This is a genomic window from Bradyrhizobium sp. SZCCHNR1093, from assembly GCF_032381175.1.
In the GTDB taxonomy this organism is placed as follows: Bacteria; Pseudomonadota; Alphaproteobacteria; order Rhizobiales; family Xanthobacteraceae; genus Bradyrhizobium.
The window spans coordinates 131,996-155,147 of sequence record NZ_JAUHJJ010000009.1; the positions used below are offsets into that span (position 1 = coordinate 131,996).

The 23,152-nt window shown below is 67.3% G+C and carries 19 protein-coding genes; 11 read left to right on the forward strand and 8 right to left on the reverse strand.

The window, feature by feature from the left end:
• The first annotated feature begins 246 nt into the window (after positions 1–246).
• The 4 genes from QX070_RS25125 (at position 247) to QX070_RS25140 (ending at position 7,540) form a co-directional block, all read left to right on the forward strand.
• The gene (locus tag QX070_RS25125; protein WP_315739844.1) at positions 247–1,779 is read left to right on the forward strand and encodes a thymidine phosphorylase family protein; all 1,533 of its coding nucleotides are present in this window, start codon (positions 247–249) and stop codon (positions 1,777–1,779) included.
• Between the two features lie 46 nt (positions 1,780–1,825).
• The gene (locus QX070_RS25130) at positions 1,826–3,418 is read left to right on the forward strand and encodes an MBL fold metallo-hydrolase (protein WP_315739845.1); all 1,593 of its coding nucleotides are present in this window, start codon (positions 1,826–1,828) and stop codon (positions 3,416–3,418) included.
• A gap of 258 nt (positions 3,419–3,676) precedes the next feature.
• The gene (locus QX070_RS25135; protein ID WP_315739846.1) at positions 3,677–5,794 is read left to right on the forward strand and encodes an OmpA family protein; all 2,118 of its coding nucleotides are present in this window, start codon (positions 3,677–3,679) and stop codon (positions 5,792–5,794) included.
• A 12-nt stretch (positions 5,795–5,806) separates the two neighbouring features.
• Positions 5,807–7,540 (forward strand): cell envelope biogenesis protein TolA, encoded by a 1,734-nt coding sequence (locus tag QX070_RS25140; RefSeq protein WP_315739847.1) that lies wholly within the window; start codon positions 5,807–5,809, stop codon positions 7,538–7,540.
• Positions 7,541–7,730: 190 nt separating this feature from the next.
• Here the strand turns inward: QX070_RS25140 and QX070_RS25145 are convergent, their stop codons facing one another.
• Together QX070_RS25145 and QX070_RS25150 are read right to left on the reverse strand one after the other, a co-directional pair.
• Positions 7,731–9,314: an MDR family MFS transporter gene (locus tag QX070_RS25145; RefSeq protein WP_315739848.1), complete on the reverse strand. Its 1,584-nt coding sequence runs from the start codon at positions 9,312–9,314 to the stop codon at positions 7,731–7,733.
• Positions 9,315–9,483: 169 nt separating this feature from the next.
• Complete coding sequence (locus QX070_RS25150) at positions 9,484–9,996, reverse strand: YcgN family cysteine cluster protein (RefSeq protein WP_315739849.1); 513 nt, start codon at positions 9,994–9,996, stop codon at positions 9,484–9,486.
• A gap of 341 nt (positions 9,997–10,337) precedes the next feature.
• Here QX070_RS25150 and QX070_RS25155 point away from each other — a divergent pair, with 341 nt between their 5' ends.
• The 5 genes from QX070_RS25155 to QX070_RS25175 all read left to right on the forward strand — a co-directional run bounded on the left by QX070_RS25155 (position 10,338) and on the right by QX070_RS25175 (position 16,019).
• A complete protein-coding gene (locus QX070_RS25155; protein WP_315739850.1) occupies positions 10,338–12,620 on the forward strand; it encodes a PBP1A family penicillin-binding protein in 2,283 nt (760 codons plus the stop codon).
• A gap of 14 nt (positions 12,621–12,634) precedes the next feature.
• A complete protein-coding gene (locus QX070_RS25160; protein ID WP_315739851.1) occupies positions 12,635–13,216 on the forward strand; it encodes a DUF1214 domain-containing protein in 582 nt (193 codons plus the stop codon).
• Positions 13,213–13,797 carry a DUF1254 domain-containing protein gene (locus QX070_RS25165; protein ID WP_315739852.1) on the forward strand — a complete coding sequence of 195 codons (585 nt, stop codon included), beginning with the start codon at positions 13,213–13,215 and terminating at the stop codon, positions 13,795–13,797. Before QX070_RS25160 ends, QX070_RS25165 begins: the two co-directional genes overlap by 4 nt.
• A 119-nt stretch (positions 13,798–13,916) precedes the next feature.
• Positions 13,917–14,420 (forward strand): CYTH domain-containing protein, encoded by a 504-nt coding sequence (locus QX070_RS25170; RefSeq protein ID WP_315739853.1) that lies wholly within the window; start codon positions 13,917–13,919, stop codon positions 14,418–14,420.
• Positions 14,421–14,528: 108 nt separating this feature from the next.
• Positions 14,529–16,019, forward strand: coding sequence for an acetyl-CoA hydrolase/transferase family protein (locus QX070_RS25175; RefSeq protein ID WP_315739854.1), 1,491 nt, complete (start codon positions 14,529–14,531; stop codon positions 16,017–16,019).
• Here the strand turns inward: QX070_RS25175 and QX070_RS25180 are convergent.
• The gene (locus QX070_RS25180) at positions 16,006–16,854 is read right to left on the reverse strand and encodes an MBL fold metallo-hydrolase (RefSeq protein WP_315739855.1); all 849 of its coding nucleotides are present in this window, start codon (positions 16,852–16,854) and stop codon (positions 16,006–16,008) included. The genes QX070_RS25175 and QX070_RS25180 overlap by 14 nt on opposite strands.
• A gap of 97 nt (positions 16,855–16,951) precedes the next feature.
• Here QX070_RS25180 and QX070_RS25185 point away from each other — a divergent pair, with 97 nt between their 5' ends.
• A complete protein-coding gene (locus QX070_RS25185) occupies positions 16,952–17,851 on the forward strand; it encodes a LysR family transcriptional regulator (protein WP_315739856.1) in 900 nt (299 codons plus the stop codon).
• Here QX070_RS25185 and QX070_RS25190 read toward each other — a convergent pair.
• Positions 17,848–18,609 (reverse strand): hypothetical protein, encoded by a 762-nt coding sequence (locus QX070_RS25190; RefSeq protein ID WP_315739857.1) that lies wholly within the window; start codon positions 18,607–18,609, stop codon positions 17,848–17,850. The two genes, QX070_RS25185 and QX070_RS25190, sit on opposite strands and share 4 nt — an antisense overlap.
• 19 nt (positions 18,610–18,628) lie before the next feature.
• Positions 18,629–18,817, reverse strand: a complete 189-nt coding sequence (locus QX070_RS25195) for a hypothetical protein (RefSeq protein ID WP_315739858.1) — start codon at positions 18,815–18,817, stop codon at positions 18,629–18,631.
• A 398-nt stretch (positions 18,818–19,215) separates the two neighbouring features.
• On the opposite strand from QX070_RS25195, the gene QX070_RS25200 reads away from it, so the two are divergent.
• Positions 19,216–20,169, forward strand: coding sequence for a DUF2336 domain-containing protein (locus QX070_RS25200; protein WP_315739859.1), 954 nt, complete (start codon positions 19,216–19,218; stop codon positions 20,167–20,169).
• Positions 20,170–20,201: 32 nt separating this feature from the next.
• Here QX070_RS25200 and QX070_RS25205 read toward each other — a convergent pair whose 3' ends face one another.
• Genes QX070_RS25205 through QX070_RS25215 form a run of 3 tightly spaced genes read right to left on the reverse strand, consistent with a single transcriptional unit; the run spans position 20,202 to position 23,045 of the window.
• Positions 20,202–20,552: a DUF1491 family protein gene (locus QX070_RS25205; protein ID WP_315739860.1), complete on the reverse strand. Its 351-nt coding sequence runs from the start codon at positions 20,550–20,552 to the stop codon at positions 20,202–20,204.
• A 50-nt stretch (positions 20,553–20,602) separates the two neighbouring features.
• Positions 20,603–21,289 carry a peptidoglycan-binding domain-containing protein gene (locus tag QX070_RS25210; RefSeq protein WP_315739861.1) on the reverse strand — a complete coding sequence of 229 codons (687 nt, stop codon included), beginning with the start codon at positions 21,287–21,289 and terminating at the stop codon, positions 20,603–20,605.
• Entirely contained in the window at positions 21,282–23,045 is a 1,764-nt protein-coding gene (locus QX070_RS25215) for a PAS domain-containing sensor histidine kinase (protein ID WP_315739862.1), read from the reverse strand. The genes QX070_RS25210 and QX070_RS25215 overlap by 8 nt, the downstream gene beginning before the upstream one ends.
• Between the last annotated feature and the right edge of the window lie 107 nt (positions 23,046–23,152).

A 23,152-nucleotide genomic window follows, 5' to 3' on the forward strand; every position in this document is an offset into this window, starting at 1 on the left:
CGGAGCCGGCATTCCATCGCAGGCCCGCCCTCACCCGACGTCCGAGATCCGAACCGGGGTGCAAGCAACTGAACTTGCTTCGCTTTATTCTCAGTCCGCGGCCCCCTGGCCGGTTGGCGGCAAAGCCGAGCCGCTGAATCCTCGTCCGACACATTCAGAAAAAATTCGGCTTATCCGCCGGATGCCACGTCATGATCTGGGTCAACGGCGATGGCGTGGACCGCCTTAAAGGTTATCCTGGTCGCCATGAGCACAACAGATTCCGCCCGCCCCCAGCTCAAGATCCGCAGCGTCGCGCTCGACACCGGCCGCGAGAACGTTGTCGTGATCTCCCGCCGCTCGAAGGCGCTGCGGCCCGAGGTCTTCCGCGGCTTCAGCCGCGTCGAGCTGCGCTGCAACTCGCGGACGCTGCTGGCCACACTCCTGATCACCGACGACGACGCACTGATCGGGCCCGACGAGATCGGCCTGTCGGAGCCGGCGCTGCGGCGCTTTGCCGAGCCGGCCGGCACGCTCGCGACCGTGTCGCCCGCGACGCCGCCCGACAGCATGGAGGCGGTCCGGGCCAAGATCCGGGGCGAGACCTTGAGCGACCAGGCGATCGTTGCCGTGATCGAGGACCTCACCCACTACCGCTATTCGGACATGGAGATCGCAGCCTTCCTGATCGGGTCGGCCAGCTTCATGACCTCGGGTGAGCTGCTGGCGCTGACGCGCGCCATGGCCAATGCAGGCACTCAGCTCAAATGGCCGGACCCGGTCGTGGTCGACAAGCATTGCATCGGCGGCATCCCCGGCAACCGCACCTCGATGGTGGTGGTGCCGATCGTCGCCGCCCACGGCCTGACCATCCCGAAGACCTCCTCGCGTGCGATCACCTCGCCGGCCGGCACCGCCGACACGATGGAGGTGCTGGCGCGGGTCAATGTCGGCGCGGAGGAGATGAAATCGATCGTCGCCGCCTGCAATGGCTGCGTGATCTGGGGCGGCCACGTCAACCTGTCGCCGGCCGATGACATCCTGATCTCGGTCGAGCGCCCGCTCAGCCTCGATACCCGCGAGCAGATGGTCGCCTCGATCATGTCGAAGAAGCTCGCTGCCGGCTCGACGCATCTGCTGCTCGACCTGCCGGTCGGCCCGACCGCCAAGCTGACCAGCGGCGCGGAGGCGATGCGCCTGCGCAAGCTGTTCGAGTTCGTCGGCGACAGGTTCGGTCTCAAGGTCGAGGTGATCACCACCGACGGCCGCCAGCCGATCGGCAACGGCATCGGGCCGGTGCTGGAGGCGCGCGACGTGATGGCGGTGCTGGGCAACGAGCCGTCGGCCCCGGCTGACCTGCGCGAGAAATCGCTGCGGCTGGCGGCGCATCTGCTCGAATATGATCCGAAGCTGCGCGGCGGCGCCGGCTATAACAGGGCGCGCGAGCTGCTCGACAGCGGCGCGGCGCTCAAGCAGATGCTGAAGATCATCGATGCGCAGGGCCCACCGGAATGCCGCAGCGAGCTCGGCGATCTCGCCTTCGACGTCAAGGCCGAACACGACGGTATCGTGTCCGCGATCGATTGCCTGCGGCTCAACCGCCTGGCGCGCACCGCCGGCGCGCCCGTGAACAAGGGCTCCGGGATCATGCTGTTCAGGAAGATCGGCGATCGTGTCGACCGGGGTGAGCCACTCTATCGCGTGTTCACCTGCGATCCGTCGGAGCATGATCTGGCCGCAGCCGCAGCCGCCGCCAACCACGGCTATAGCTTCGCCGACGGCGCGAACGGTCGTTCGTGATGAACCGTCGTCGAGCATCGATCCATCGTCCTCGGGAGACCGCCGCATGAGTGTGACCGTTCGATTCTGCGGTGCCGCGCACACCGTCACCGGGTCCTGCTATCTGGTCCGGACCGACAACGGGCAGATGCTGATCGACTGCGGCCTGTTCCAGGGTCAGAAGACGCTGAAGGAGCTCAATTACGGCGACTTCCCATTCCGTCCCGCCGATATCGACGCAGTGCTGCTGACGCATGCGCATATCGACCATAGCGGCCTGCTGCCGAAACTGGTGCGCATGGGCTTCGACGGCAAGATCTTCGCGACGCGCGGCACCATCGACCTCTGCTCCTGGATGCTGCCCGATGCCGGCAACATCCAGGAGCAGGAGGTGCTGGCGCTGAACCGCCGCAACACCGCGCGCGGCCGCGGCGAGGTCAGCCCGATCTACACCCAAGACGACGCCATCGCCGCGCTGCAATACTTCCAAGCCGTCCCCTACGAGACCTGGACCGATATCATTCCCGGCGTCCGCGCCCGCTACTGGAATGCCGGGCATCTGCTGGGCTCGGCCTCGATCGAGATCGAATTCGCAGGACAAGGCGCCGACGGCGCGCCGCTGCGGCTGCTCGCCTCCGGCGATGTCGGGCCCGACGCCAAGCTGCTGCAGCCGGACCCGAAAGCGCCCGAGGGCTTCGACTACGTGATCTCGGAGGCGACCTATGGCGACCGCATCCGTGAGCCGACCACGCCGGAGCTGCGCCGCGGCCGTCTGGCCGGCGAGGTGCGCGACGCGGCGGCGGCCCAGGGCGCGCTATTGATCCCGGCCTTCGCGGTGGAACGGACGCAGGAGCTGATCGTCGATCTGGTCGGCCTGATGGAGCGTGGCGAGATTCCGGCCGCGCCGATGTTCCTGGATTCGCCGCTGGCGATCCACGCCACCGAGGTGTTTCGCGCGCACACCGAGAGCCTCGACGGCGGCAGCGATGTCGGCCGTCTGTTGTCGTCGTCGCATCTGCGCTTCACCGAGACCGTCGATGAAAGCAAGGCGATCGCCAAGCTGACCGGCTTCCACATCATCATCGCCGCCAGCGGCATGTGCGATGCCGGTCGCATCCGCCATCATCTCAAGCGCTGGCTGTGGAACAGCCGCGCCACCGTGCTGCTGGTCGGCTACCAGGCCAACGGCACGCTTGGGCGCTTCCTGCAGGACGGCGTCAAGGCGGTGCGCATCCAGGGCGAGGAGATCAAGGTCGCGGCGCGCATCCGCATGATCGACGACTATTCCGGCCACGCCGACGGCGCCGAGATCGCGCGCTGGATCGCGGCCCGCCGCCCGATCGCGCGCGGCCTCTTCCTGTCCCACGGCGAGGACGCTGCGATCGCGGCGCTGGCGACGCGCGTCGCCGAGCGGATCGTGCCGGCCGCAAAAGTGTTCTCGCCCCTGCTCGACGACGTCTATGAGCTGACGAGCGCAGTGCCGACGCCGCTCGACGTCGCGCGCCGACGGCGGCTGGCGCCGGAGGCGGTCACCCGGCTGGACTGGCACAACGACATGTCGGGTCTGCTGCTCGACATCCACGAGCGGATCGAGCAGGCCGCCGACGATCGCGCCCGCGGCGTCATCATCCGCCGCCTGCGCCGGGCGCTGGAGGAGTGATGCGAGCGGCGTAGCCGCGAAGGCTGCGCGCCTGCGATGTTCGTCGTCGAACGGTCACACTTTGATCGCACCTTGAGGACGATCGGGTGCGGTGCGAAGCTCGCAGACGGCGACGCTCTCGCAGCTTGTGCATAGTGAAACACACAACGTGCCGACGGCTGGTCTCCGAGAGCTGTTCTGATAGGCTCGACACGTGGTTCATGACAACGGAACGATCCGGGTGAACCGGGCGCAGGTGGGGAAACGAGGGGCTCTCACATGCATCAACCATCGAAATGGTGGGCGGGACTGATCGCTGTTGCCGTGCTGTGGCTCGCGGCCATGAGCTTCAAGACGGCGGGGGTCGAGGACGATATCGCACCGCGGGCACGTGCCGCCGTTGCCGCCGCCGTCCCCGACACAGCCGCGGCTCTCAAGGTCTCTGTCGCGGGGCGTGACGTTCGCATCGAAGGGCCGGAGTTCAGTCCCGATCAGTCGACGAAACTGGAGGACGCCGCGTCGGTCAACGGCGTTCGGCTCGTCGACGGCACCTACGACAAGCTGCCGACACCGAAACCGTATGCCTTCCGCGCCACGCGAAACGGCGGCCAGCTCGTGCTCGAAGGCGCGGTGCCGACGCCCGCCGTTCGGAATGCCGTGCTCAATGCCGTCCGTTCGTCCGGCGGTGAGGCGGTCGATCGCCTCGGCTATGCGCTGGGAGCTCCGGCCGACTTCGCGGCCATCGCGAGCCACGGATCGGTCCAGGCCGCCAAGCTCAACGGCGGCGTGTTCGCGCTCGCGGACAAGGCCTATTCGATCGCAGGTGCCGCCGCATCGTCGGACGCCTATGAGGCCGCCATCGCCGCGACGCGGCAGTTGCCGGGCGGCGCCGTGCTCGACAAGGTCGCGATCCTGCCGCCGGAGGCAAAACCGTTCATCTGGAGCGCGGTTCGCGAGGGCAACACGCTGGTGATGTCCGGCGTCGTTCCGAATGACGACATCAGGCGCGCGCTCGAGGCCGCCGCGATCAAGGCCTGGCCCGGCGCGTCGGTGATGCATCACATGCAGATCGCGCGTGGCGCGCCTGCTGGCGATTTTGGTGCCTACACGTCCTATGCGCTGACGGAGCTCACCAGGCTGAGCACGGGCCGCGTCGTCATCTCCGACGCCACCTACACGATTTCGGGCGAGGCGCCCTCGACCGCCGCCTATGACGAAACGATGGCCGGTGTCGGCAAGCTGCCGACCGGGCTGACCTTGACGAAGGCCGACATTCTGCCGCCGGAGATCAAGCCCTATCGCTGGTCGGCGGAGTTCGACGGCACCGGCTTGAGCCTCACAGGTCTCGCGCCGAGCGGAGCGGCCCGCGATGCGATGCTCGGCTCCGCCAGCGGACAGTTCGACGGCAAGCCGATCAAGAGCCAGATCGGCATCGCCCGCGGCGCTCCGGATGGCGACCTTGCCAAAGCGAGCGCGCGCCTGCTGCAGCAGCTCGCCAGGCTGTCGCAGGGGCGCGCCGAGATCAACGACACCCAGGTCTCGCTCAGGGGCGTCGGACTCGCCAACGTCACCGGCGCAGCCGTGCGCGAGCAACTGGCCGGCGCCCTGCCCGCGCCGTTCGCGCTCGCGTCCATCGACGTCCGCGACGGCCCGGTCTCGCCTTACGCGTTCGGACTACAGAAGCAGGACGGCCGTGTCATGCTGAGCGGCTACGTGCCTGATGACGCCGCCCGCCGCGATCTCGTCGACGCCGCCACGTCGACCTTCATCACCGAGACGGTCGAGGACGGTCTGAAGATCGGCGACGGTGCGCCAAAGGATTACGTGCAGTCGCTGAAGGCGACGTTCCCGGCGCTGGCGCGGCTGTGGTCCGGCGCGCTGACGGCGAAGGACGCGGCGATCACGGTCGACGGGCTTGCCATCTACGACAAGTCGGCCGCGCAGGTCCGCAAGGAGCTCGCCGAGGCGGTCGGCAGCGGCTTCAAGCTCGACGACGTCAAGATCGGCGTCAAGCCGGAAAGCCCGCCACTCGCGGTCGCGGAGTGCCAGCCGGCGTTCAACGGGCTGCTCGCCAAGGGCCGCATCCGCTTCAGCACCGGCAGCGCCGAGCTGAGCCGCGCCTCGCTGGCGCTGCTCGATCACCTGATCGAGGTTGCGCAGCGCTGCAAGGATGCCGAGATCGCGATCGAAGGCCACACCGACAATGTCGGCGACGAAGCTGACAACATGGACCTCTCCAAGCGCCGGGCGGCGGCGGTGGTCGGCTACATCGGCGACGCCGGCATCGACACCTCGCGCATGACCTCGGAGGGCTACGGCCAGACCAAGCCGGTCGTCTCCAACGACACGGCCGAAGGCCGCGCGCAGAACCGCCGCATCGAATTCGTCGTCAAGTGAGGCGCTGACATCATGATGTACGACCTTGCGACATTTCCGTTCTGGATCATCTTCGCCGTCGGCATCGGCGGCTTTGTCGGCTGGCGCACCTGGTCGGACGCGCCGCGGCCGGATTGGCTGAGAAGCTGGCTGCTGCCGGCGACGCTCGCCCTCGTCATCGGGATCGTGATGGCGCTGCTGAGCGTGCTGCCCGGACGTGCCGGCCTGTGGCTCGAGGTCGGCCTGCTGATGGTCGGCGCCTATGTGCTCGGCTGCCTGATCGGCGGACAGCTCAAGGACTATGTCGGGCTGGGTGACACCAGTGCGATGTCGCCGGGCGGTCCTGGACACAGCGTCGCGTTCGCCGGCGCAACGGCGGCGGCCAGTCCTTGGGCGGACAGCCCATCCCCGGCTGCGCAAGCCGCAGCCAGCGTCGAGGCCGATCGCCTCGCCACTGAAGCCGCCGCGAAAGCTGAAGCCGAACGTGTTGCGGCCGAAGCCGCTGCAAGGGCGGAGGCCGAGCGTCTAGCCGCCGAAACGGCCGCAAAGGCCGAGGCTGAGCGGCTCGCCGCGGAAGCCACGGCAAGGGCCGAAGCTGATCGTCTGGCGGCTGAAGCCGCAGCGAAGGCCGAAGCCGAACGTCTCGCTGCCGAGGCGGCGGCGAACGCCGAGTCCCAGCGCCTTGCTGCGGAGACCGCCGCGAAAGCCGAGGCCGACCGCCTCGCTGCGGAAGCAGCCGCGAAAGCAGAGGCCGATCGTGTTGCGGCAGAAGCGGCCGAAAAGGCCGAAGCTGAACGCTTGGCCGCCGAAGCAGCGGCGAAAGCCGAAGCGGACCGTCTTGCGGCGGAGGCCGTTGCGAAAGCCGAGGCGGAAGCTCAGCGTCTCGTGGCCGAAGCGACCGCCAAGGCCGAGGCCGATCGCCTGGCCGCCGAAGCGGCCGCAAGGGCGGAAGCCGATGACCTCGCCGCAGACGCCGAGGCGGAACGGCTTGCAGCCGAGGTTGCCGCATCATCGGCGCCGGAGATCCCGGCCTCGGCCGACGGCAGGCCGCCGGCCCTGCCTGCGCCCAACGGTGCCGCCGATGATCTCAAGCTGATCAAGGGCATCGGACCCAAGAACGAGCGCGTCCTCAACGACATCGGCATCCACCATTTCAGCCAGATCGCGGCGTGGTCGCCTGACCATGCGAGCTGGGTCGGCCATCACATGGCCTTCCCCGGCCGGATCGAGCGCGAGCATTGGATCGCGCAGGCCAAGCTGCTCGCCGCGGGCCTCGACACCGCGCATTCGACTGCGGTGAAGTCCGGCGCGATCACGATCGATGATCAGGCCGACGCGCCGCTGAGCGAGGACGAGGCCAGCTACCTCCTGGCCCACCTGCCGGCGCTGATGCCGCCCGTCGAGAACGAGGACACCCATGGCGGCGCCCGCCCGCTCGGACTGGCGGCGCCGCGCGGCGGGCAAGCCGACGATCTCAAGCTCATCAAGGGCATCGGCAAGCAGAACGAGGCCCGGCTGCACGGCCTCGGCATCTGGCATTTCGAGCAGATCGCAGCCTGGACCGCCGAGCACGCCAAATGGGTCGGCTCGTATCTGGCGTTCGCAGGACGGATCGAGCGCGAGCGATGGATCAGCCAAGCCAGGGAGCTGGCGAACGGCCGATCGACCGAATTTGCGAAACGCGTCGAGGCTGGTCTGGTGACGTCATCGCTCGACGACGGCTCGCGCGGGCAGGACAACATCGAGATCCCTCAGCCGCGCGAGTAGCGGCCCCAACTGACGAACCGTAGGGTGGGCAAAGGCGCTGCTGTGCTCTCTCCTCACGTCCCATCGTGGTGGCGCCGTGCCCACCATCTCGCCGCGGGCTGTGCTTGACGACGGTGGGCACGGCGCGCGCGACAGGGTGCCTTGGAACAACGGCTGTGCCGGGCGCCTTTGCCCACCCTACCTGTCTTTCCTATTCCGCCATCTCCACCGGCTCGGCGCGCGACGGGCCGGCCAGCGGCCGCTCCTCCATCAGCATCATGCAGACCGAGGCGCAGGCCAGCATCGCGGTGGCCGCGGCATAGACGAAGCGGAAGGCATGGATCATGTCGGCTTCCGCGACGCCGCTGACCGCGCCATGGGCGCCCTCTGCCAGCGAAATGTCGGCGCCCAGCGCCATCAGCAGGATGGCGCTGAAGGCCGCAACCGTGAACGAGGACATCATCGAGCGGAAGAAGTTCATCGCGCCGGTGATGGTGCCGATCTGGGAGCGGTCCACCGCGTTCTGCAACGACACCACTGAGATCGGGAACGCTGTTCCGAGCCCGATGCCGTAGATCGACAGCAGCGCCATCAGCACCCAGAGCGAGGGCGTCGTCACCGTCATGACCGCGGCGGCGATGGTGCCGATGATCGTGCCCACGATGGCCACGCGCTTGTAGTGCCTGACCCGGGCCATGGTGCGGCCAGCAATCGCGGCGCCGAAGGTCGAGATCGCCGCGATCGGAATCAGGCCGAGGCCGGCCTCGCTCGGCGTCAAATGATAGACCAGCTCGTAATAGAGCGGCAGATGGACCGTGAGCCCGATCAGCGCGCCGAGTGCGCAGCCGCTTGCCAGCATGCCGTAGGGCACCACCGTGCCGCCCATCAGCGACAGCGGCAGGAACGGCTCATCGGCCCGCTTGGCGTGCCAGACGAAGGCCAAGCCCAGCGCTACCGCGCTGCCGATCATCGCCAGCAGGGTCGGCGACAGCCAGGCCAGCTTGTGGCCGCCCCAGGTCAGCACCAGCATGAACACGACGGCCGAGGCCATCAGCAGCAGGCCGCCGGCCCAGTCGACCTTGCGCAGCCGGTGATAGACCGGCAGCCGGCCCATCTTGGGCAGCAGCAAGGCGAGAGCGGCGATCGCGAGCGGGACGTTGATCCAGAAGATCATCGACCAGTGCAGATGGTCGGCGAAGAATCCGCCGATCACCGGCCCGAGCAGGCCGGCCAACAGCCAGACGCCGCTGAAATAGGCCTGGTACTGGCCGCGCTCGCGCGGGCTGACGACGTCGGAGATCACGGTCTGGACCACCGGCATGATGCCGCCGCCACCCAGCCCCTGCAGGCCGCGGGCAAGGATCAGCACCGGCATGTTCGGCGCCAGCGCGCAGACGACCGAGCCGACCACGAACAGGCTGAGCGCGGTGATGATCATCGAGCGGCGGCCATAGATGTCGCAGAGCGTGCCGAACACCGGCGCCACCGCGGTCGATGCCAGCAGGTAGGCGGTGATCACCCAGGAGAGATTGGCGACGTCCTGGAACTCGCGGCCGATGGTCGGCAGCGCGGTCGCCACGATGGTCTGGTCGAGCGCGGCCAGGAACATCGTCAGCAGCAGGCTCATCAGGATGGTCCGCACCTCGGCCTGGGTCAGCGGCACGGGCGGCGCGAGCGGCGGCGCATCCTCGATCGCCTGCACCTGCGGCGGAATGGCCGGCAGCTCGGCGGCGATCTCTTCGGGCAGGGATGGGGACGCGGCAGGACAATGGCTCTGCCGATCGAACTTGTTCATGGGATGAATGCTATGCCGGGCGCGACCAACGCCGCGCGGATTCGCTGACTGGCGAACTACTTAAGGCATAAATTTCCCCCGCGGCAGCCGGCCGGGCGCATGGGTGCATCCCGACAGCACGAGAACGGTCGCATCATCGTGATTTGCTGCGAACGCGAGGTGATCGAGCCTATTTCGGCCGTCGCTTCAGCTTGGCCCGCTTCGGCAGCAGCACCGGCCATTGCACGATGTGATCCTCGAGCTGGTCGTCCGGAACGTCGTCCTCGGTCCCTTCGACCCGGCCGCGCACCGAGACGCCGGCTTCATGCACCGTCTGAGGATCGCCCGAGATCAAGGGATGCCACCAGTAGAGATCGCGCCCCTCGGCCACGAGTCGGTAGCCGCAGCTCGGCGGCAGCCACGTCAGGGTGCGGACGTTCTCAGGCGTCAGGCGAACGCAATCCGACACTTGTTCGGAACGATTCGGGTAGTCCTTGCAGGCACATAGCCCGGCATCCAAGAGCTTGCACGAGATGTGGGTGAAGTAGATGTCGCCGGTATCCTCGTCTTCGAGCTTCTCCAGGCAGCAGCGCCCGCAGCCATCGCAGAGGCTTTCCCATTCTGCCTCGGACATCTCTTCCAAGATCTTGGTTTTCCAGAACATTCCCTCCTGGCCCGAGGGACGTTTGAGCGGTGCGGTCATCGGGCGATTCTCAAGGAGGGCGTGGCGTGGCCGCCATCTAGGTGCCCGGCCCCGAGCCGCGCAAGGGGCTTTGCCGATTACGGCGGCACGTTAGCTTTGTGCATCAAATTGTGAGCGGAACCATTGGTTTGTGACCTCCGCTCGGCTAGATAGATGGTTGAGTCACTCCGGCGCGGCGCCGGCAACGCGGCTTGGGGTCAGGTGCTCGGGTTCGGGCGGCTGACTGTGCAGTGCCATGGGTTTGCCGCAACAATCGCGCAAGACCCTTCGATGGCCCCCAGCCCCACTTGCTGAGTGCTTTCGAAGCCAGCTGACACGCTTTCGAAACGACCAGGGTTCCCGTGCGGCAGATCATTCCAGACGATTGGAAGAAGCGGATCAACAATTTCCGCCTGGATCTCGACGCCCGCTTCGATTCGGCGCTGTTCTCCTCCCTGCGCGGCACCCGCGAGCTGTATGAGCGCTATTCGGCGTTCATGGACCGCTTCTATGTCGGCGGCTGGAAGCGCTGGGTGTTCGTCGAGCCGTTCTCGGAGGCCGCAACGATCGGGCTCGGCGGCCTGGTGCTGATGCTGGCGCTCGCGATCCCCGCCTTCCGGGAAACCGCCGATGAGGACTGGCTGAAGAAGTCCGACCTCGCCGTCACCTTCCTCGACCGCTACGGCAACCCGATCGGCAGCCGCGGCATCAAGCACAACGACTCGATCCCGCTGGAGGACTTTCCGGACAATCTGATCAAGGCGACGCTCGCCACCGAGGACCGCCGCTTCTACGATCATTTCGGCATCGACATCGCCGGCACGGCGCGCGCCCTCGTCACCAACGCCCAGGCCGGCGGCGTCCGCCAGGGCGGCTCCTCGATCAGCCAGCAGCTCGCCAAGAACCTGTTCCTGTCCAACGAGCGCACCATCGAGCGCAAGGTCAACGAGGCGTTCCTGGCGATCTGGCTGGAAACCCGGCTGACCAAGAACGAGATCCTCAAGCTCTATCTCGACCGCGCCTATATGGGCGGCGGCACCTTCGGCGTCGACGGCGCGGCACACTTCTATTTCAACAAGTCGGTGCGCGACATCAACCTCGCCGAAGCCGCGATGCTGGCCGGCCTGTTCAAGGCGCCGACCAAGTTCGCCCCCCACATCAACCTGCCCGCCGCCCGCGCCCGCGCCAACGTCGTGCTCGACAATCTGGTCGACGCCGGCTTCATGACCGAAGGCCAGGTGTTCGGCGCCCGCCGCAACCCGGCCTTCGCGGTCGACCGCCGCGATGAGAGCTCGCCGAACTACTTCCTCGACTACGCCTTCGACGAGATGCGCAAGCTGGTCGACACGTTCCCGAAGTCCTACACCGAGCGCGTCTTCGTGGTGCGGACCTCGATCGACATGACCGTGCAGCATGCGGCCGACGAGGCGATCGAGAACCAGCTGCGCCAGTTTGGCCGCGACTATCATGCGACCCAGGCGGCGACTGTCGTCTCCGACCTCGACGGCGGCATCCGCGCCATGGTCGGCGGCCGCGACTACGGCGCCAGCCAGTTCAACCGCGCCGTCGACGCCTACCGGCAGCCGGGGTCATCTTTCAAGCCCTATGTCTACACCACCGCACTGCTGAACGGCTTCAAGCCAACGTCGATCGTGGTCGACGGTCCGGTCTGCATCGGCAATTGGTGCCCGCAGAATTATGGCCATTCCTATTCCGGCTCGGTCACGCTGACGCAGGCGATCACGCGCTCGATCAACGTCGTGCCTGTGAAGCTGTCGATCGCGCTTGGCGGCAGGGAGGGACCAAAGGCCGGCCGCGCCAAGATCATCGAGGTCGCCCGGCGCTTCGGCCTCAAGGCGCCGCTGCCCGACACGCCGTCGATGCCGATCGGCTCCGACGAGGTCACGGTGCTGGAGCACGCGGTCGCCTATGCGACCTTCCCGAACAAGGGCAAGGCGGTGACGCCGCATTCCGTGCTCGAGGTCCGCACCGGCGGCGGCGACCTGGTCTGGCGCTGGGACCGCGACGGCCCGAAGCCGAAGCAGGCGATCCCGGCCTCGGTTGCTGCCGACATGGCGGGCATGATGAGCCACGTCGTCAGCGAAGGCACCGCACGCCGCGCCGCACTCGACGGCATTCCGACCGCCGGCAAGACCGGCACCACCAATGCCTATCGGGACGCCTGGTTCGTCGGCTACACCGGCAACTTCACCTGCGCGGTCTGGTACGGCAATGACGACTATTCGCCGACCAACCGTATGACCGGCGGCTCGCTGCCGGCACAGACGTGGCACGACATCATGGTCGCCGCGCATCAGGGCATCGAGGTCAAGGAGCTGCCCGGAGTCGGCATGGGCGAGAAGCTGCCACCGCAGCCCGCGTCCGCCGCGATGGCGCAGGCCGGCCAGCCGAAAACGCTGGAGATCAAGCCCGGCCCACCGCCGGTCCTGACCCGTCGCGGCGCCGACGTCCTGGTCCAGGTCGAGAAGATGCTCGACGATGCGGCGCGCCTCGCCGAGAAGGCCGCGCCTGCCGATCCGCGCAAGCCCGGCAAGCCGGTCTCATCGAGCGCGCTGGCCTTCCCTGAGAACTACGCCGCGGCAACGGCCGACGGCGTGACCACCCCTGCCCTGCGCAAGAACTGACGTCAGCGATCCCCGTGCGGCTGCTCTTCATCACCCTGCTTACGCTCCTGATCGCCACCGGCGTCGGCATCGGCGCGACCTGGATGACGACGACCCGCGGCACCGAGTTCGGTACGCTGACGATCGGCGCATGGACAGCGCGTCCGAAAACCGGCACGGCCGATGTCGACCCCTATGCGCGCGCGACCATCACCCGCAATGGCGAATTGCCGATCGGCACCGGCGACGGCGTGGCCTTCACCGCCACCAGAGACGACAAGAGGAAGCCGCTCGACGGGCGCTGCGACATCCTCGTCAGCGGCGTCACGCCACCCGCCCGCTTCTGGACGCTCACGCTCTACGACCGCAAGGGCCACCTCGTCGCCAACACGCTGCAGCGCTACGGCTTCACCAGCCAGGAGCTGGTGCGAGGTGCCGATGGCTCCTTCGAGATTCGCGTCGCCGCGCGCTCGCGCTCCGGCAACTGGCTGCCGACCGGCGGCATCGAGCGCTACGCGCTGATGCTGCGGCTCTACGACACGCCGGTCGGTGTCGCAACCCGCACGCAGCGCGACGCGCCGATGCCGTCGATCACGACAGTGGGCTGCCCATCATGATCCGGCTGCTGTTCACGGTCGTCGTAGGCGTGCTGCTCGGCGGCGTGGTGCATCTCGTCAGCGTGCTGGCGTTGCCTCGGATCTCGACCCAGGACGCCTATTCCCGGCTGACGCCGATGACCAAGCTGAACGCCGTGACGCCCTTGCCGCTCGCCGATCCCGGCAATTCGCCGATGCCGTTCATGGACCCGGCTTTCGCCATGGCGATCTGCCGCTACGATCTGTCCGACGGACCACTGAAGCTCACGGTTCCGGTGAGCCAGGCCTATACGTCGGTGTCGTTTTATACGCGCAACGAGATCGCCTACTACGCCATCAACGATCGCTCCGCCGGCAAGCGCGTGATCGAGCTCAACCTGATGACCGAGGCGCAGCATGAAGACCTGCCCGAGGACGAGGAGATCACGGCCGCCGACCGGCTGATCATCGATTCGCCGACGACGACCGGGTTGATCGTGCTGAAGGCCCTTGCCGCCGAGCCGGGTCTCATGCCGCAGGCGCAGGCCTCCCTTGCAGCGGCAAGCTGCGGCGTACAGACCGAGGCACCGGCCAAGGCCGAGAAGCCGCGCGGCAAACGATAAGTCAATACGACGTCCTGGATGAATTCGACAACACTCTCTTCACCCTTGGTGGCATAGTCGTTGTCGCGCGCCGCTGCTATGATGGATCAGGACGGCGGCGCTTCGCTCAACATCAGGTCATGGCTCTCGAAATCGAACGGAAGTTTCTCGTCAAGTCCGACGCTTGGCGGGATCAGGCGACGCACAGTGAACGCCTTCGCGACGGCCTCGTCGCACGTCAGGACGGCCTCAAGGTCCGCGTTCGCTGCTATGGCAACCGGACGACGCTGTGCGTGAAGAGCGGCCGCCGCGGCCTGACCCGAGATGAATTCGAATACGACATCCCCGCGGACCACGCCGCGGTGCTGTTCGCGCATTGCAATGGGCGCATCCTCGAAAAGACGCGTCACTACGTGCCCGCGGAAAGCGGCGTCTGGGAGGTCGACGTCTACCACGACGCGCTCGAGGGCGTCGTGATCGCCGAGATCGAGCTGCCGACCGAAACGACCGTCGTGCCCCTTCCCGACTGGGTCGGCGACGAGGTCACCGGCGACCCGCGCTACAGCAAGGCCAACATGCTGACGGAGCGCTCGCGCGCCGCGAAGGTCCGGGAGCTGCGGCGCGCGCGCCTTGCAGGGCTGTGATGCACGCACGGGCCGTTGCGGCTTGACCCCTGTCAAATCACCCGTCGAGGGCCCACCTTAAACAGCGCGGACTTGGCGGTCTGAACGATCGCGCATGGAGTTTGCACGATGAGTTCATCGCAGGTGATGTCACAGGCGCTGCGCGCCAAGATCATGTCGGCGGACGAGGCGGCCGCGCTGGTCGAGCCCGGCAACCATGTCGGCATGAGCGGCTTCACCGGGTCGGGCTACCCGAAAGCGGTGCCGCTCGCGCTGGCGCGCCGGATCGAAGCCGCACATGCGCGCGGCGAGCCGTTCCGCATCGGCGTGTGGACCGGGGCAAGCACCGCGCCCGAGCTCGACGGCGCGCTCGCCCGGGCTGATGGCATCGACCTGCGCCTGCCCTATCAGTCCGATCCGGCGACACGACAGCGCATCAACGCCGGCAGCATCGACTATATCGATCTGCATCTCAGCCATGTTGCACAGTTCGTGTGGTTTGGTTTTCTCGGCCATCTCGACGTCGCCGTGATCGAATGCGCCGGCATCCTGCCAGACGGGCGGCTGATCCCATCGACCTCGATCGGCAACAACAAGACCTGGCTCGATCTGGCGGACCGCGTCATCATCGAAGTCAATTCGTGGATGAACCCGGCGCTGCTCGGCATGCACGACATCTATTACGGCACGCGCCTGCCGCCACATCGCAAACCGATCCCGATCGTGGCGCCCGGCGACCGCATCGGCGAGACCACCTATCGCTGCAATCCGGACAAGGTCATCGCGGTCGTCGAGACCCATGCGCCGGACCGCAACACGAGCTTCGCCGCGCCCGACGATGTCTCCGGCGCGATCGCCGGGCACATCCTGGAGTTCTTCGCACACGAGGTGAAGCAGGGCCGCCTCCCGCGCAATCTGCTGCCGCTGCAATCCGGCGTCGGCAATGTCGCGAACGCCGTCATGGCCGGGCTCGACGACGGGCCGTTCCCGCATCTCACCGCCTACACCGAGGTGCTGCAGGACGGCATGCTGAATTTGATCCGCTCGGGCCGGATGGATCTCGCTTCCGCGACCGCATTGTCGCTGAGCTCGGAAGCTGCGATCGAATTCAACCGCGAGATCGAGTTCCTGCGCGACCGCATCGTGCTGCGGCCGCAGGAGATCTCCAACCACCCGGAGGTGATCCGCCGGCTCGGCGTCATCGCCATGAACGGCATGATCGAGGCCGACATCTACGGCAACGTCAATTCGACCCATGTCCGCGGCAGCAGCATCATGAACGGCATCGGCGGCTCCGGGGACTTCGCCCGCAACGCCTATCTATCGATCTTCATGACGCCCTCGACGGCAAAGAATGGGACGATCTCCTGCATCGTGCCGATGGTCACCCATGTCGACCACACCGAGCACGACGTACAGGTTCTCGTGACCGAACGCGGCCTCGCCGATCTGCGCGGCCTGTCGCCGAAACAGCGGGCCCGCGCCATCATCGACCAGGCGGCGCATCCCAAATTCCGGCCGGCGCTGGCGGACTATTTCGAACGCGCCTGCCGTGATTCGACCGGCAAGCACACGCCGCATCTGCTCGAGGAGGCGTTCCGCCTGCTCAGGCCGGAATGAGCGCTGCGGCCCGATCACCGCAGCGGCACGTCTCGTAGGCAACGGGATCGTGGCTGTTCACGATCGTGACCCGGTCGCCATGGTCGCGTTTCAGGCGCCGCAGCCGCTCCTGGTTGGCGATCCGCATCGTGCGATCCTGATCGCCCTTGCGCTGGAATAGCCCGAGCAGCAGCGGCATGCGTGGCCGCGGACCGAGCTGGCCGTGGAAGAAATAGGCATCGCCGGCGTGCAGCAGCCATTTGTCGCCGCGACGCACGGCGACGCCACAATGCCCGCGCGTATGGCCCGGCAGAGGAATGATCAGGATGTCGCCGCTGCGATCGACGGCAGCGCGGACGCCGCGAAAGCCGAACCAGTCCTCGCCGTCATCGCCGTAGAACTGCCAGTCGGGACGATGCCGCCATTGGCCGGCGACGTAGCGGCCGCGCGGCGGCGCCGGAGAGCCCTCGACGGCCATCGCATGCTCCGCGCGATGAACGTGCACCTTGGCCTTCGGGAAATCGCCGATGCCACCGGCATGGTCACGGTCGAGATGAGTGAGCAGGATGTGCCTGACGTCACCGGGCGAGAAGCCCAATGCCCGCACCTGCTCCAGCGCCGTCTCCGACGCGTCGAGAAGCGGCGCGGCCTGCCTCACCCAGCGTGCCCCCAATCGTGCGGGCGCGGCGATGTCGCCGGTGCCGATGCCGGTGTCGACGAGGACCAGGCCGTCATCGCTTTCGATCAGCAGGCAGTGGCAGACGAGGCGGGCGCGCGCGAACAGGCCGCCACTGCCGCTCACCAGCCGACCGCCGCGTGGACACATCGTGCCGGTGTTGAGGTGGTGGACGCGCATCGATCTTCTCCTTCATTGCCGACATCGGGCGCATCCTTGCGTGCCGGCCTGAGATAAGTAAAATATTGATCAGTGATACGCATCATAGGCAGTTCCTATGGATATCCGCGAGCTCCGTTATTTCTCCGCCGTGTTCGAGGAACGCAGCCTGACCAGAGCCGCGGCGCGCTGCTTCGTCTCGCAGCCATCGATTTCGCTGGCGATCGCCAATCTCGAGGCCGAGCTCGGCACCGAGCTGTTCCTGCGCCACCGCAAGGGTGTCGTGCCGCTGGAGGCGGCTGAACGCCTGCAGCCGATCGCCCGCCGGATCGTCGGCGAGGCCGATGCCGCCCGCAACCTGTTCCGGCACGGCGCGCCGAAGCAGGCGCTCAAGCTCGGGCTCATGCGCACCCTTGACGGACGCCGCGTGACCGCGCTGCTCAAGCCGCTCACGGCGCGCGAGGATCTCAGGCTTCACATCGTCGGTCCGACCGAGCGGGCCGACGGACGCATCGTCTCAAAAAGCCTGGTCGGCGACGGCGAGCATTTCCTGCCGCTGTGGAGCGAGCGCTATGTCGCGGCGCTCCCGCTCGCGCATCCGCTCACGCTGAAGCCGCGCTTGCGCGCGGCCGACCTCGCCGACGTCGCCATGATCGACCGCTGCCATTGCGAGCACAGCGCACTGGCGCGACGCAGCGGCGGACCGCGCGAGATCGCCGCCATTGCTGAAACCGAGGATTGGGCCCTGGCGCTGGTCGCCGCCGGCGTCGGCGTCGCGATCGTTCCCGAAGGCGTCGTGCACGGCCGAAGCGACGTTGCGGTCCGCGAGATCGAGATGACGTTGAAGCGCCAGGTCGGCCTCGCCTACTCCGCCTCGCGCGCCCCATCCGAGGCGCTGAAGATCCTGATCGCAACGCTGCGCGCGGCAGCGCCGCAGAAGCTCCGTGCGACAGCAGGGCGGCAAAAGGGAGCACCGGCCAAGCGAGGCCGGCGCCGGAGCAAGGTCGTGCCGGGCTAGCCCCGCGTCGTCAGCGGCCGTTCGATCAGGGGCCGCGCCGCGACCGGCGGATTGGCGGTCTGAGCCGCCAGTTCATGGATCAGGCGATCGGCGTCGGCGGCCAATCCGTCGGGAGCCTGGAGCACCAGGCGCTCCAAGGCCCAGCGGTAGGACGAGACGCGCTGCTCCAGGCTGATCTGCACCCATTGCACGATCAGCGAGTTCTCCTGCATGCGCGCGACCGCATCGGCCTTCTCGCGCGGCGAGAGCTCGGTCATGTATCTCATGCTGGCATCGCGCTTGCGGTCGAGATCGATGACGCGGATGGCCGATGCGAAGAACGGCTCGAAGCGGGTGATGTCGTCGCGCACGTCGTCGATCAACTGGGCGTAGCGCGAGGCGTGCGAGCGGTGCGGCTCGTCGATCAGGGCGCGGCCATAGGCGGTGCGGTCGAACACGACCTTCTGGCGCCAGGGCGAGGCCGACGGCTGATAGTCGCCGAATACGCTCTTCCAGGCAGGGCGCGAATGCGGCGGCTCGATCAGCGGATAAGCGAGATCGCGCAGTTGGCGCTCGTTGTCGGTCAGTTGGAATTGCGATGGGTTGACGCCGACGCTGGCGGTGGCTTCCGCCCCGATCCATTTGTGCATGTCGTCATTGCGCATGTCGGCGCGGGTGCGACCGAAATCGCCGCCGCTGCAGGCGCCGAGCAGTCCGCCGACGAGAACGAGTGCGAGGACCGGCACCGCGCGCCGGACCGGATTCACGATGGCCGGCATTCCCGTTTCCCCCGACCTGTCAGCGGCGACGGCGGCGGCGGCTTGGAGCTGTGCCCTCGCGGGGCCCGCGATCGTCGGTCGTGGTCTCGCGCTCGATCCGAACGACGGGAAGAATCAGGATCGTTCCCATGCCCTCCTGCGGCGCGCCGGTCACGGCAGGCCGCGCGCGACGCGCAACGTCCGCCGGGAATTCAATGATGGTCGCCATGTTGACTCTCTTTCGTGCCCGAAGTTCTGACCCCCTGAAAACTCCCCGTCGCCCGAACTTCGCAGGCAAGAGGGCACGCAGAACTGACGATCACGAATGCCGGCGCATGAAGCTGCGCTTTGGCATTCGGCGCGGCGAAGATCAGGCTGGCCGCGTGACGCGGCCAAGGCGAGATCATCGAACGGATCGATTAAGATCAGGACGTGGTTAAGAGGATATTAATGCGCGGGCCGCCCGACACGGATCGCGTGCACCGGCGGGAGAGAAGGCAAGCCAGCGTTGCGCCTTTGTCTCACCGGGTCATTTCGGCCCATCTTCACCGATTGTTTTCCTTAACGCCGCATTAAAACAACTCCGCTCTAATCGGCGCAACGATTGCCGAAGTTGCGTACCCCGACATGACAAGATCATCGCTGTTCCCCGGCTTCGACGGGTTGCTCACGCTCTCGCGCCGCGAGGGCGTGGACATCAAGCCCACTCTGCTGCGCGTCCTGACCGACCTCTATGTCCAGGCGAGCGCGCATTCCGCCGACGAGGAGCGGCAGTTCGTCGAATTGGCCTCCCGTCTGGTCGACGACGTCGATGATGCGACCCGTGCGGCGGTGCGAGCGCGGCTGGCGATCTATCCGGCGACGCCGATCGAGATTTTGAACAAGCTGGGCTTGCGCCCGGCGCAGAGCGAGCCGACGCCGCCGCTCGCCGGCCCCATTCCCGCATCGCTTCGCTCGTCGTCTCCGATCCCGCCGCGCGACGACGCGGCGTCCGGATTGTCGATGCAGCCGAAGGATGCCGCCGAGCTCAGCGAGATGTTCATGCGCGCCGCCTCGCACGAACGCATCGCCATCCTGCAGAACCTCGCCACCACGCCGCTGAGACCTGCCGCGCCGACGCCATTGCACCGCGCGGTGCATGCGATCGAGGCGCTGGAGATGGCCGCCTTCAACGCCGACGTCGAGACGTTCACGATCGAGCTCGGCGAGAGCCTGATCCTGCCCTCACGCATGACCCACGAGGTCGTCAACGACCCGAACGGCGAGCCGCTGGCCTGCGCCGCAAAGGCGCTCGGCATGCCGGCGCCGGTGTTCGAGCGGGTGCTGCTGTTCCTCAAGCCGGAGATGGGCCAGTCCGTCCAGACCGTGTTTCGGCTGTCACGTTTCTACGAGCGCCTCAGCGAGCGCGCGGCGCTGATCATGCTGGCGGCCTGGCGCGGCTCCGGGATGGCCGCGATCAGGGCCAAGCATCGCACGGCTCTCTATGACGACGAACGTCAGCACGTCCGTGGCAGCACGGCGCGGGCCGGCACCGCGACGAGGCCGATCGTGCGCACGGGGACCGACGGCTTCAAGCGATGACGCGCGATCGCTGCCCCGAATCTTGGCGATGATCAGGGACGCTCGCGCACGAGATCGAGAAAATGACGGCCCTGCCTGTCCTCGGTCTCGATGATCCAGGCGTCGGGATCGAAGCGCAGCTCCTTGACCAGGCGTTCCTCGATCTGCGCTTCCTCGATCGGCTGCGGCGATATCGGTACGAAGAAGCGGTCGATCGGCCGGCTGTCGTCATAGACGGTCTGCGGCGCGGGAACATAGAGCTGGGCCGTGCCGTCCATCAGCGCGACCTTGACGAACACCGCGCCGGCTTCCTCGGCGCCACGGTGGCGGATCGCGCTGAACGCGCCGGCCGACTGGCAACGCCGCAGATAGGCGCTCACCCAGATGCTGCTCTTCAATCGCATGATGGTTCGATGCAGGTGCAAGCGCGCTGCAAGTCGCAGCCGCCCCTGCTCTATTCGATCGGGTGACCGATGACAATCGCAAGCTCGCGCACCAGGCGGTCCGACACCTGGCCCGTCACCGGCAGCTTGCGCTCGCGCTCGAACTTCTGGATCGCGGCCTGGGTGTCGGAGCCGACCATTCCCGTCGGCTTCAACTGGCCATAGCCGTATTCGGTCAGCGCACGCTGGACCGCGGCGACACGACGGACATTGCCGCCCTGCTGCGTCGGCTGCGGACGCGGCACGTTGCCCTGACCGCCGCTGACCGAGCGGACGAGATCGGCCAGCGGATCGGCATATTTCTGATCCGGACGCGCCTCGGTGGCGCGCTGCTCAACCGCCCTCTGCTCCGCCGCCCTGGTTTCAGCGGGCCGCGTCTCGATCACCTTCGGATCCAACGGCGAGATGTCCATCGGCCGGGGCCGCGGCAGTGGATTGGAGCTCGTCAGATTGGGCGGAATGGTCACGATGGACCCGAACATCGGCGCTGGATGCGGTCCGGATTGCAGGAACACGGCATTGACGATGATGGCGCTGCCGGCCGCGCAGGCCAGCAGGCCCGCAAACAGATCCTTGGGGCTGTAGAGCATGGCCCGCAGCAGCCAGCCGCGCTCGTCCGCGACGACGGCCGCAGCCGCGGCAGCGCGCTTGCGACGGCGCGGCGGCGCCGGATCATCCTCTGCAGCTCGTCTAGGCACTCTTCTTCACCTGCATGACCTGCCCTGGCAGGGCGGAGCGCGAGGGCGACAGCGGCGTGATGGTGGCGCCCGCGGTCGCCTCGGCCACGAAGTTGATCGGCAGCGCGATCGTGACCGTGGTCCCCTCGTCGATCTTGCTTTCTATCGACATTTCGCCGCCGTGCAAGTTCACAAGGCTCTTGACGATCGACAGACCGAGGCCGGTTCCCTCGTGACGGCGCTGGTAGGTCTTGCCGGCCTGGAAGAACGGATCGCCGATGCGCTTGAGATCATCGGCGGCGATGCCGACGCCGGTGTCGGTGATTCGCAGCAGCAGGCGCGCGCCGTCGACGCCGGCAGAGACCGTGACACGGCCGCCGCGCTCGGTGAACTTGATGGCATTGGAGACGAGGTTGAGCACGATCTGCTTGAAGGCGCGCGGATCACCGGTGACCATCGGCAGATCCTGCGGCACGTCGGCCGACAGATCGACACCGTTCTCGCGCGCCCGCAGCGCCAGCAGGTTGCAGCAATTGATCAGCGCCGCGCGCGGCGCGAACGGCTCCGGCGTCAGCTCGAAATTGCCGGACTCCATCTTCGACATGTCGAGAATGCCGTTCACGACCGACAGCAGATGCTGGCCGGAATCGTTGATGAGCTGCGCATATTCGCGGCGCCGCGCGGCGTTCAGCACCAGCATTTGCTCCTGCATCAGCATCTCGGAGAAGCCAATGATGGCATTCAAGGGCGTGCGCAGCTCGTGGCTCATGGTGGCGAGGAATCGCGTCTTCGCGGCGTCGGCGCGCTCCGCGGCGCCGCGCGCCAATTCGAGCGCCTGCTCCTGCAGCTTGCGGTCGGTGACGTCGCGCATGACCGCGACCACCTCCTGCTCCGATCCGCCCGGCGCCACGCCGATGCGGTCGAGGGGGCGGCAACGCATTTCGACCCAGATGAAATCGACCGGATGCTGAAAGCCGCGCCCCTCGCCCGGCGCATCGCGGCGCAGGCGGAACTCGACGCTCGAGGCTTCGCTGCCGCCTGCCGCCTCCGACAGCGCCGTGAGATAGGCCGGCCGGTCGACAACATGGACGCGTTCGAACAGGCCATGGCCGTGCAACTGCGCGACCGGCGCGCCGAGCAGCGTCTCGACCGCGGGCGAGATGAACATGACAGCGCCGTTGCGGCGATGACGGGAGATCACGTCGCTCATGTTGCGCGCGAGCAGCCGATAGCGCTCCTCCTCCATCGACAGCAGCGTCACGCTGGTGCGCGCGAGCGTGTCGGCGGCAAAGGCGAGCACGGCCGCATAGAGCGTCGCGGAGGCGACGCCGAAGGCGAGCAGCACGGTGCGCAAGGCGGGGGTGGTCTCGGGCTCCGGCAGCCAGCCGAAATGACCAATGAGGATGAGCAGCAGCGCGCAGCACAGTGCGAGCCCCGCGGAGAACACGACGACGCGGCGCGAGGCCGAGAACGAGGCTTCCAGGGGAACGACGATCAGCCACACCGCGGCAAAGGATTCGATGCCGCCGGTCTCGATCGAGACCGCCATGATCAGCGCCGACAACGCCAGCGACGACAGCGCGCAGGCGCTCTCGTAGCGGCCGGTGCGCGACAGATACCAGGACAGCAGGATGGGCGCGATCAGCCACGACAGCGCGCCGACCTCGAGCGCGCTCGGCGCGCCGCGCATCGCGAGATAGGCAGGAAACACGGCGAAGACGGCGAGGCTGCCCAGCAGGCGCGGCGCGATGAAGGCGCGGTGACGCGCGCGCGTCATCGCATCAGTTCGAGCCGATGGATGCAATAACGCATCGAGACAATCGCGGATGATACTCAACACACTCACGGCTCTCGCGCCTCGGCCTGTCGGTCGTTCTCACAAAG

What these genes read in the sequence shown, in the direction of transcription:
- QX070_RS25125 (WP_315739844.1), top strand. Translation starts at nt 247, where the DNA reads ATGAGCACAACAGATTCCGCCCGCCCCCAGCTCAAGATCCGCAGCGTC.
- QX070_RS25130 (WP_315739845.1), top strand. Translation starts at nt 1,826, where the DNA reads ATGAGTGTGACCGTTCGATTCTGCGGTGCCGCGCACACCGTCACCGGG.
- QX070_RS25135 (WP_315739846.1), top strand. Translation starts at nt 3,677, where the DNA reads ATGCATCAACCATCGAAATGGTGGGCGGGACTGATCGCTGTTGCCGTG.
- QX070_RS25140 (WP_315739847.1), top strand. Translation starts at nt 5,807, where the DNA reads ATGATGTACGACCTTGCGACATTTCCGTTCTGGATCATCTTCGCCGTC.
- QX070_RS25145 (WP_315739848.1), bottom strand. Translation starts at nt 9,314, where the DNA reads ATGAACAAGTTCGATCGGCAGAGCCATTGTCCTGCCGCGTCCCCATCC.
- QX070_RS25150 (WP_315739849.1), bottom strand. Translation starts at nt 9,996, where the DNA reads ATGACCGCACCGCTCAAACGTCCCTCGGGCCAGGAGGGAATGTTCTGG.
- QX070_RS25165 (WP_315739852.1), top strand. Translation starts at nt 13,213, where the DNA reads ATGATCCGGCTGCTGTTCACGGTCGTCGTAGGCGTGCTGCTCGGCGGC.
- QX070_RS25170 (WP_315739853.1), top strand. Translation starts at nt 13,917, where the DNA reads ATGGCTCTCGAAATCGAACGGAAGTTTCTCGTCAAGTCCGACGCTTGG.
- QX070_RS25175 (WP_315739854.1), top strand. Translation starts at nt 14,529, where the DNA reads ATGAGTTCATCGCAGGTGATGTCACAGGCGCTGCGCGCCAAGATCATG.
- QX070_RS25180 (WP_315739855.1), bottom strand. Translation starts at nt 16,854, where the DNA reads ATGCGCGTCCACCACCTCAACACCGGCACGATGTGTCCACGCGGCGGT.
- QX070_RS25185 (WP_315739856.1), top strand. Translation starts at nt 16,952, where the DNA reads ATGGATATCCGCGAGCTCCGTTATTTCTCCGCCGTGTTCGAGGAACGC.
- QX070_RS25190 (WP_315739857.1), bottom strand. Translation starts at nt 18,609, where the DNA reads ATGCCGGCCATCGTGAATCCGGTCCGGCGCGCGGTGCCGGTCCTCGCA.
- QX070_RS25195 (WP_315739858.1), bottom strand. Translation starts at nt 18,817, where the DNA reads ATGGCGACCATCATTGAATTCCCGGCGGACGTTGCGCGTCGCGCGCGG.
- QX070_RS25200 (WP_315739859.1), top strand. Translation starts at nt 19,216, where the DNA reads ATGACAAGATCATCGCTGTTCCCCGGCTTCGACGGGTTGCTCACGCTC.
- QX070_RS25205 (WP_315739860.1), bottom strand. Translation starts at nt 20,552, where the DNA reads ATGCGATTGAAGAGCAGCATCTGGGTGAGCGCCTATCTGCGGCGTTGC.
- QX070_RS25215 (WP_315739862.1), bottom strand. Translation starts at nt 23,045, where the DNA reads ATGACGCGCGCGCGTCACCGCGCCTTCATCGCGCCGCGCCTGCTGGGC.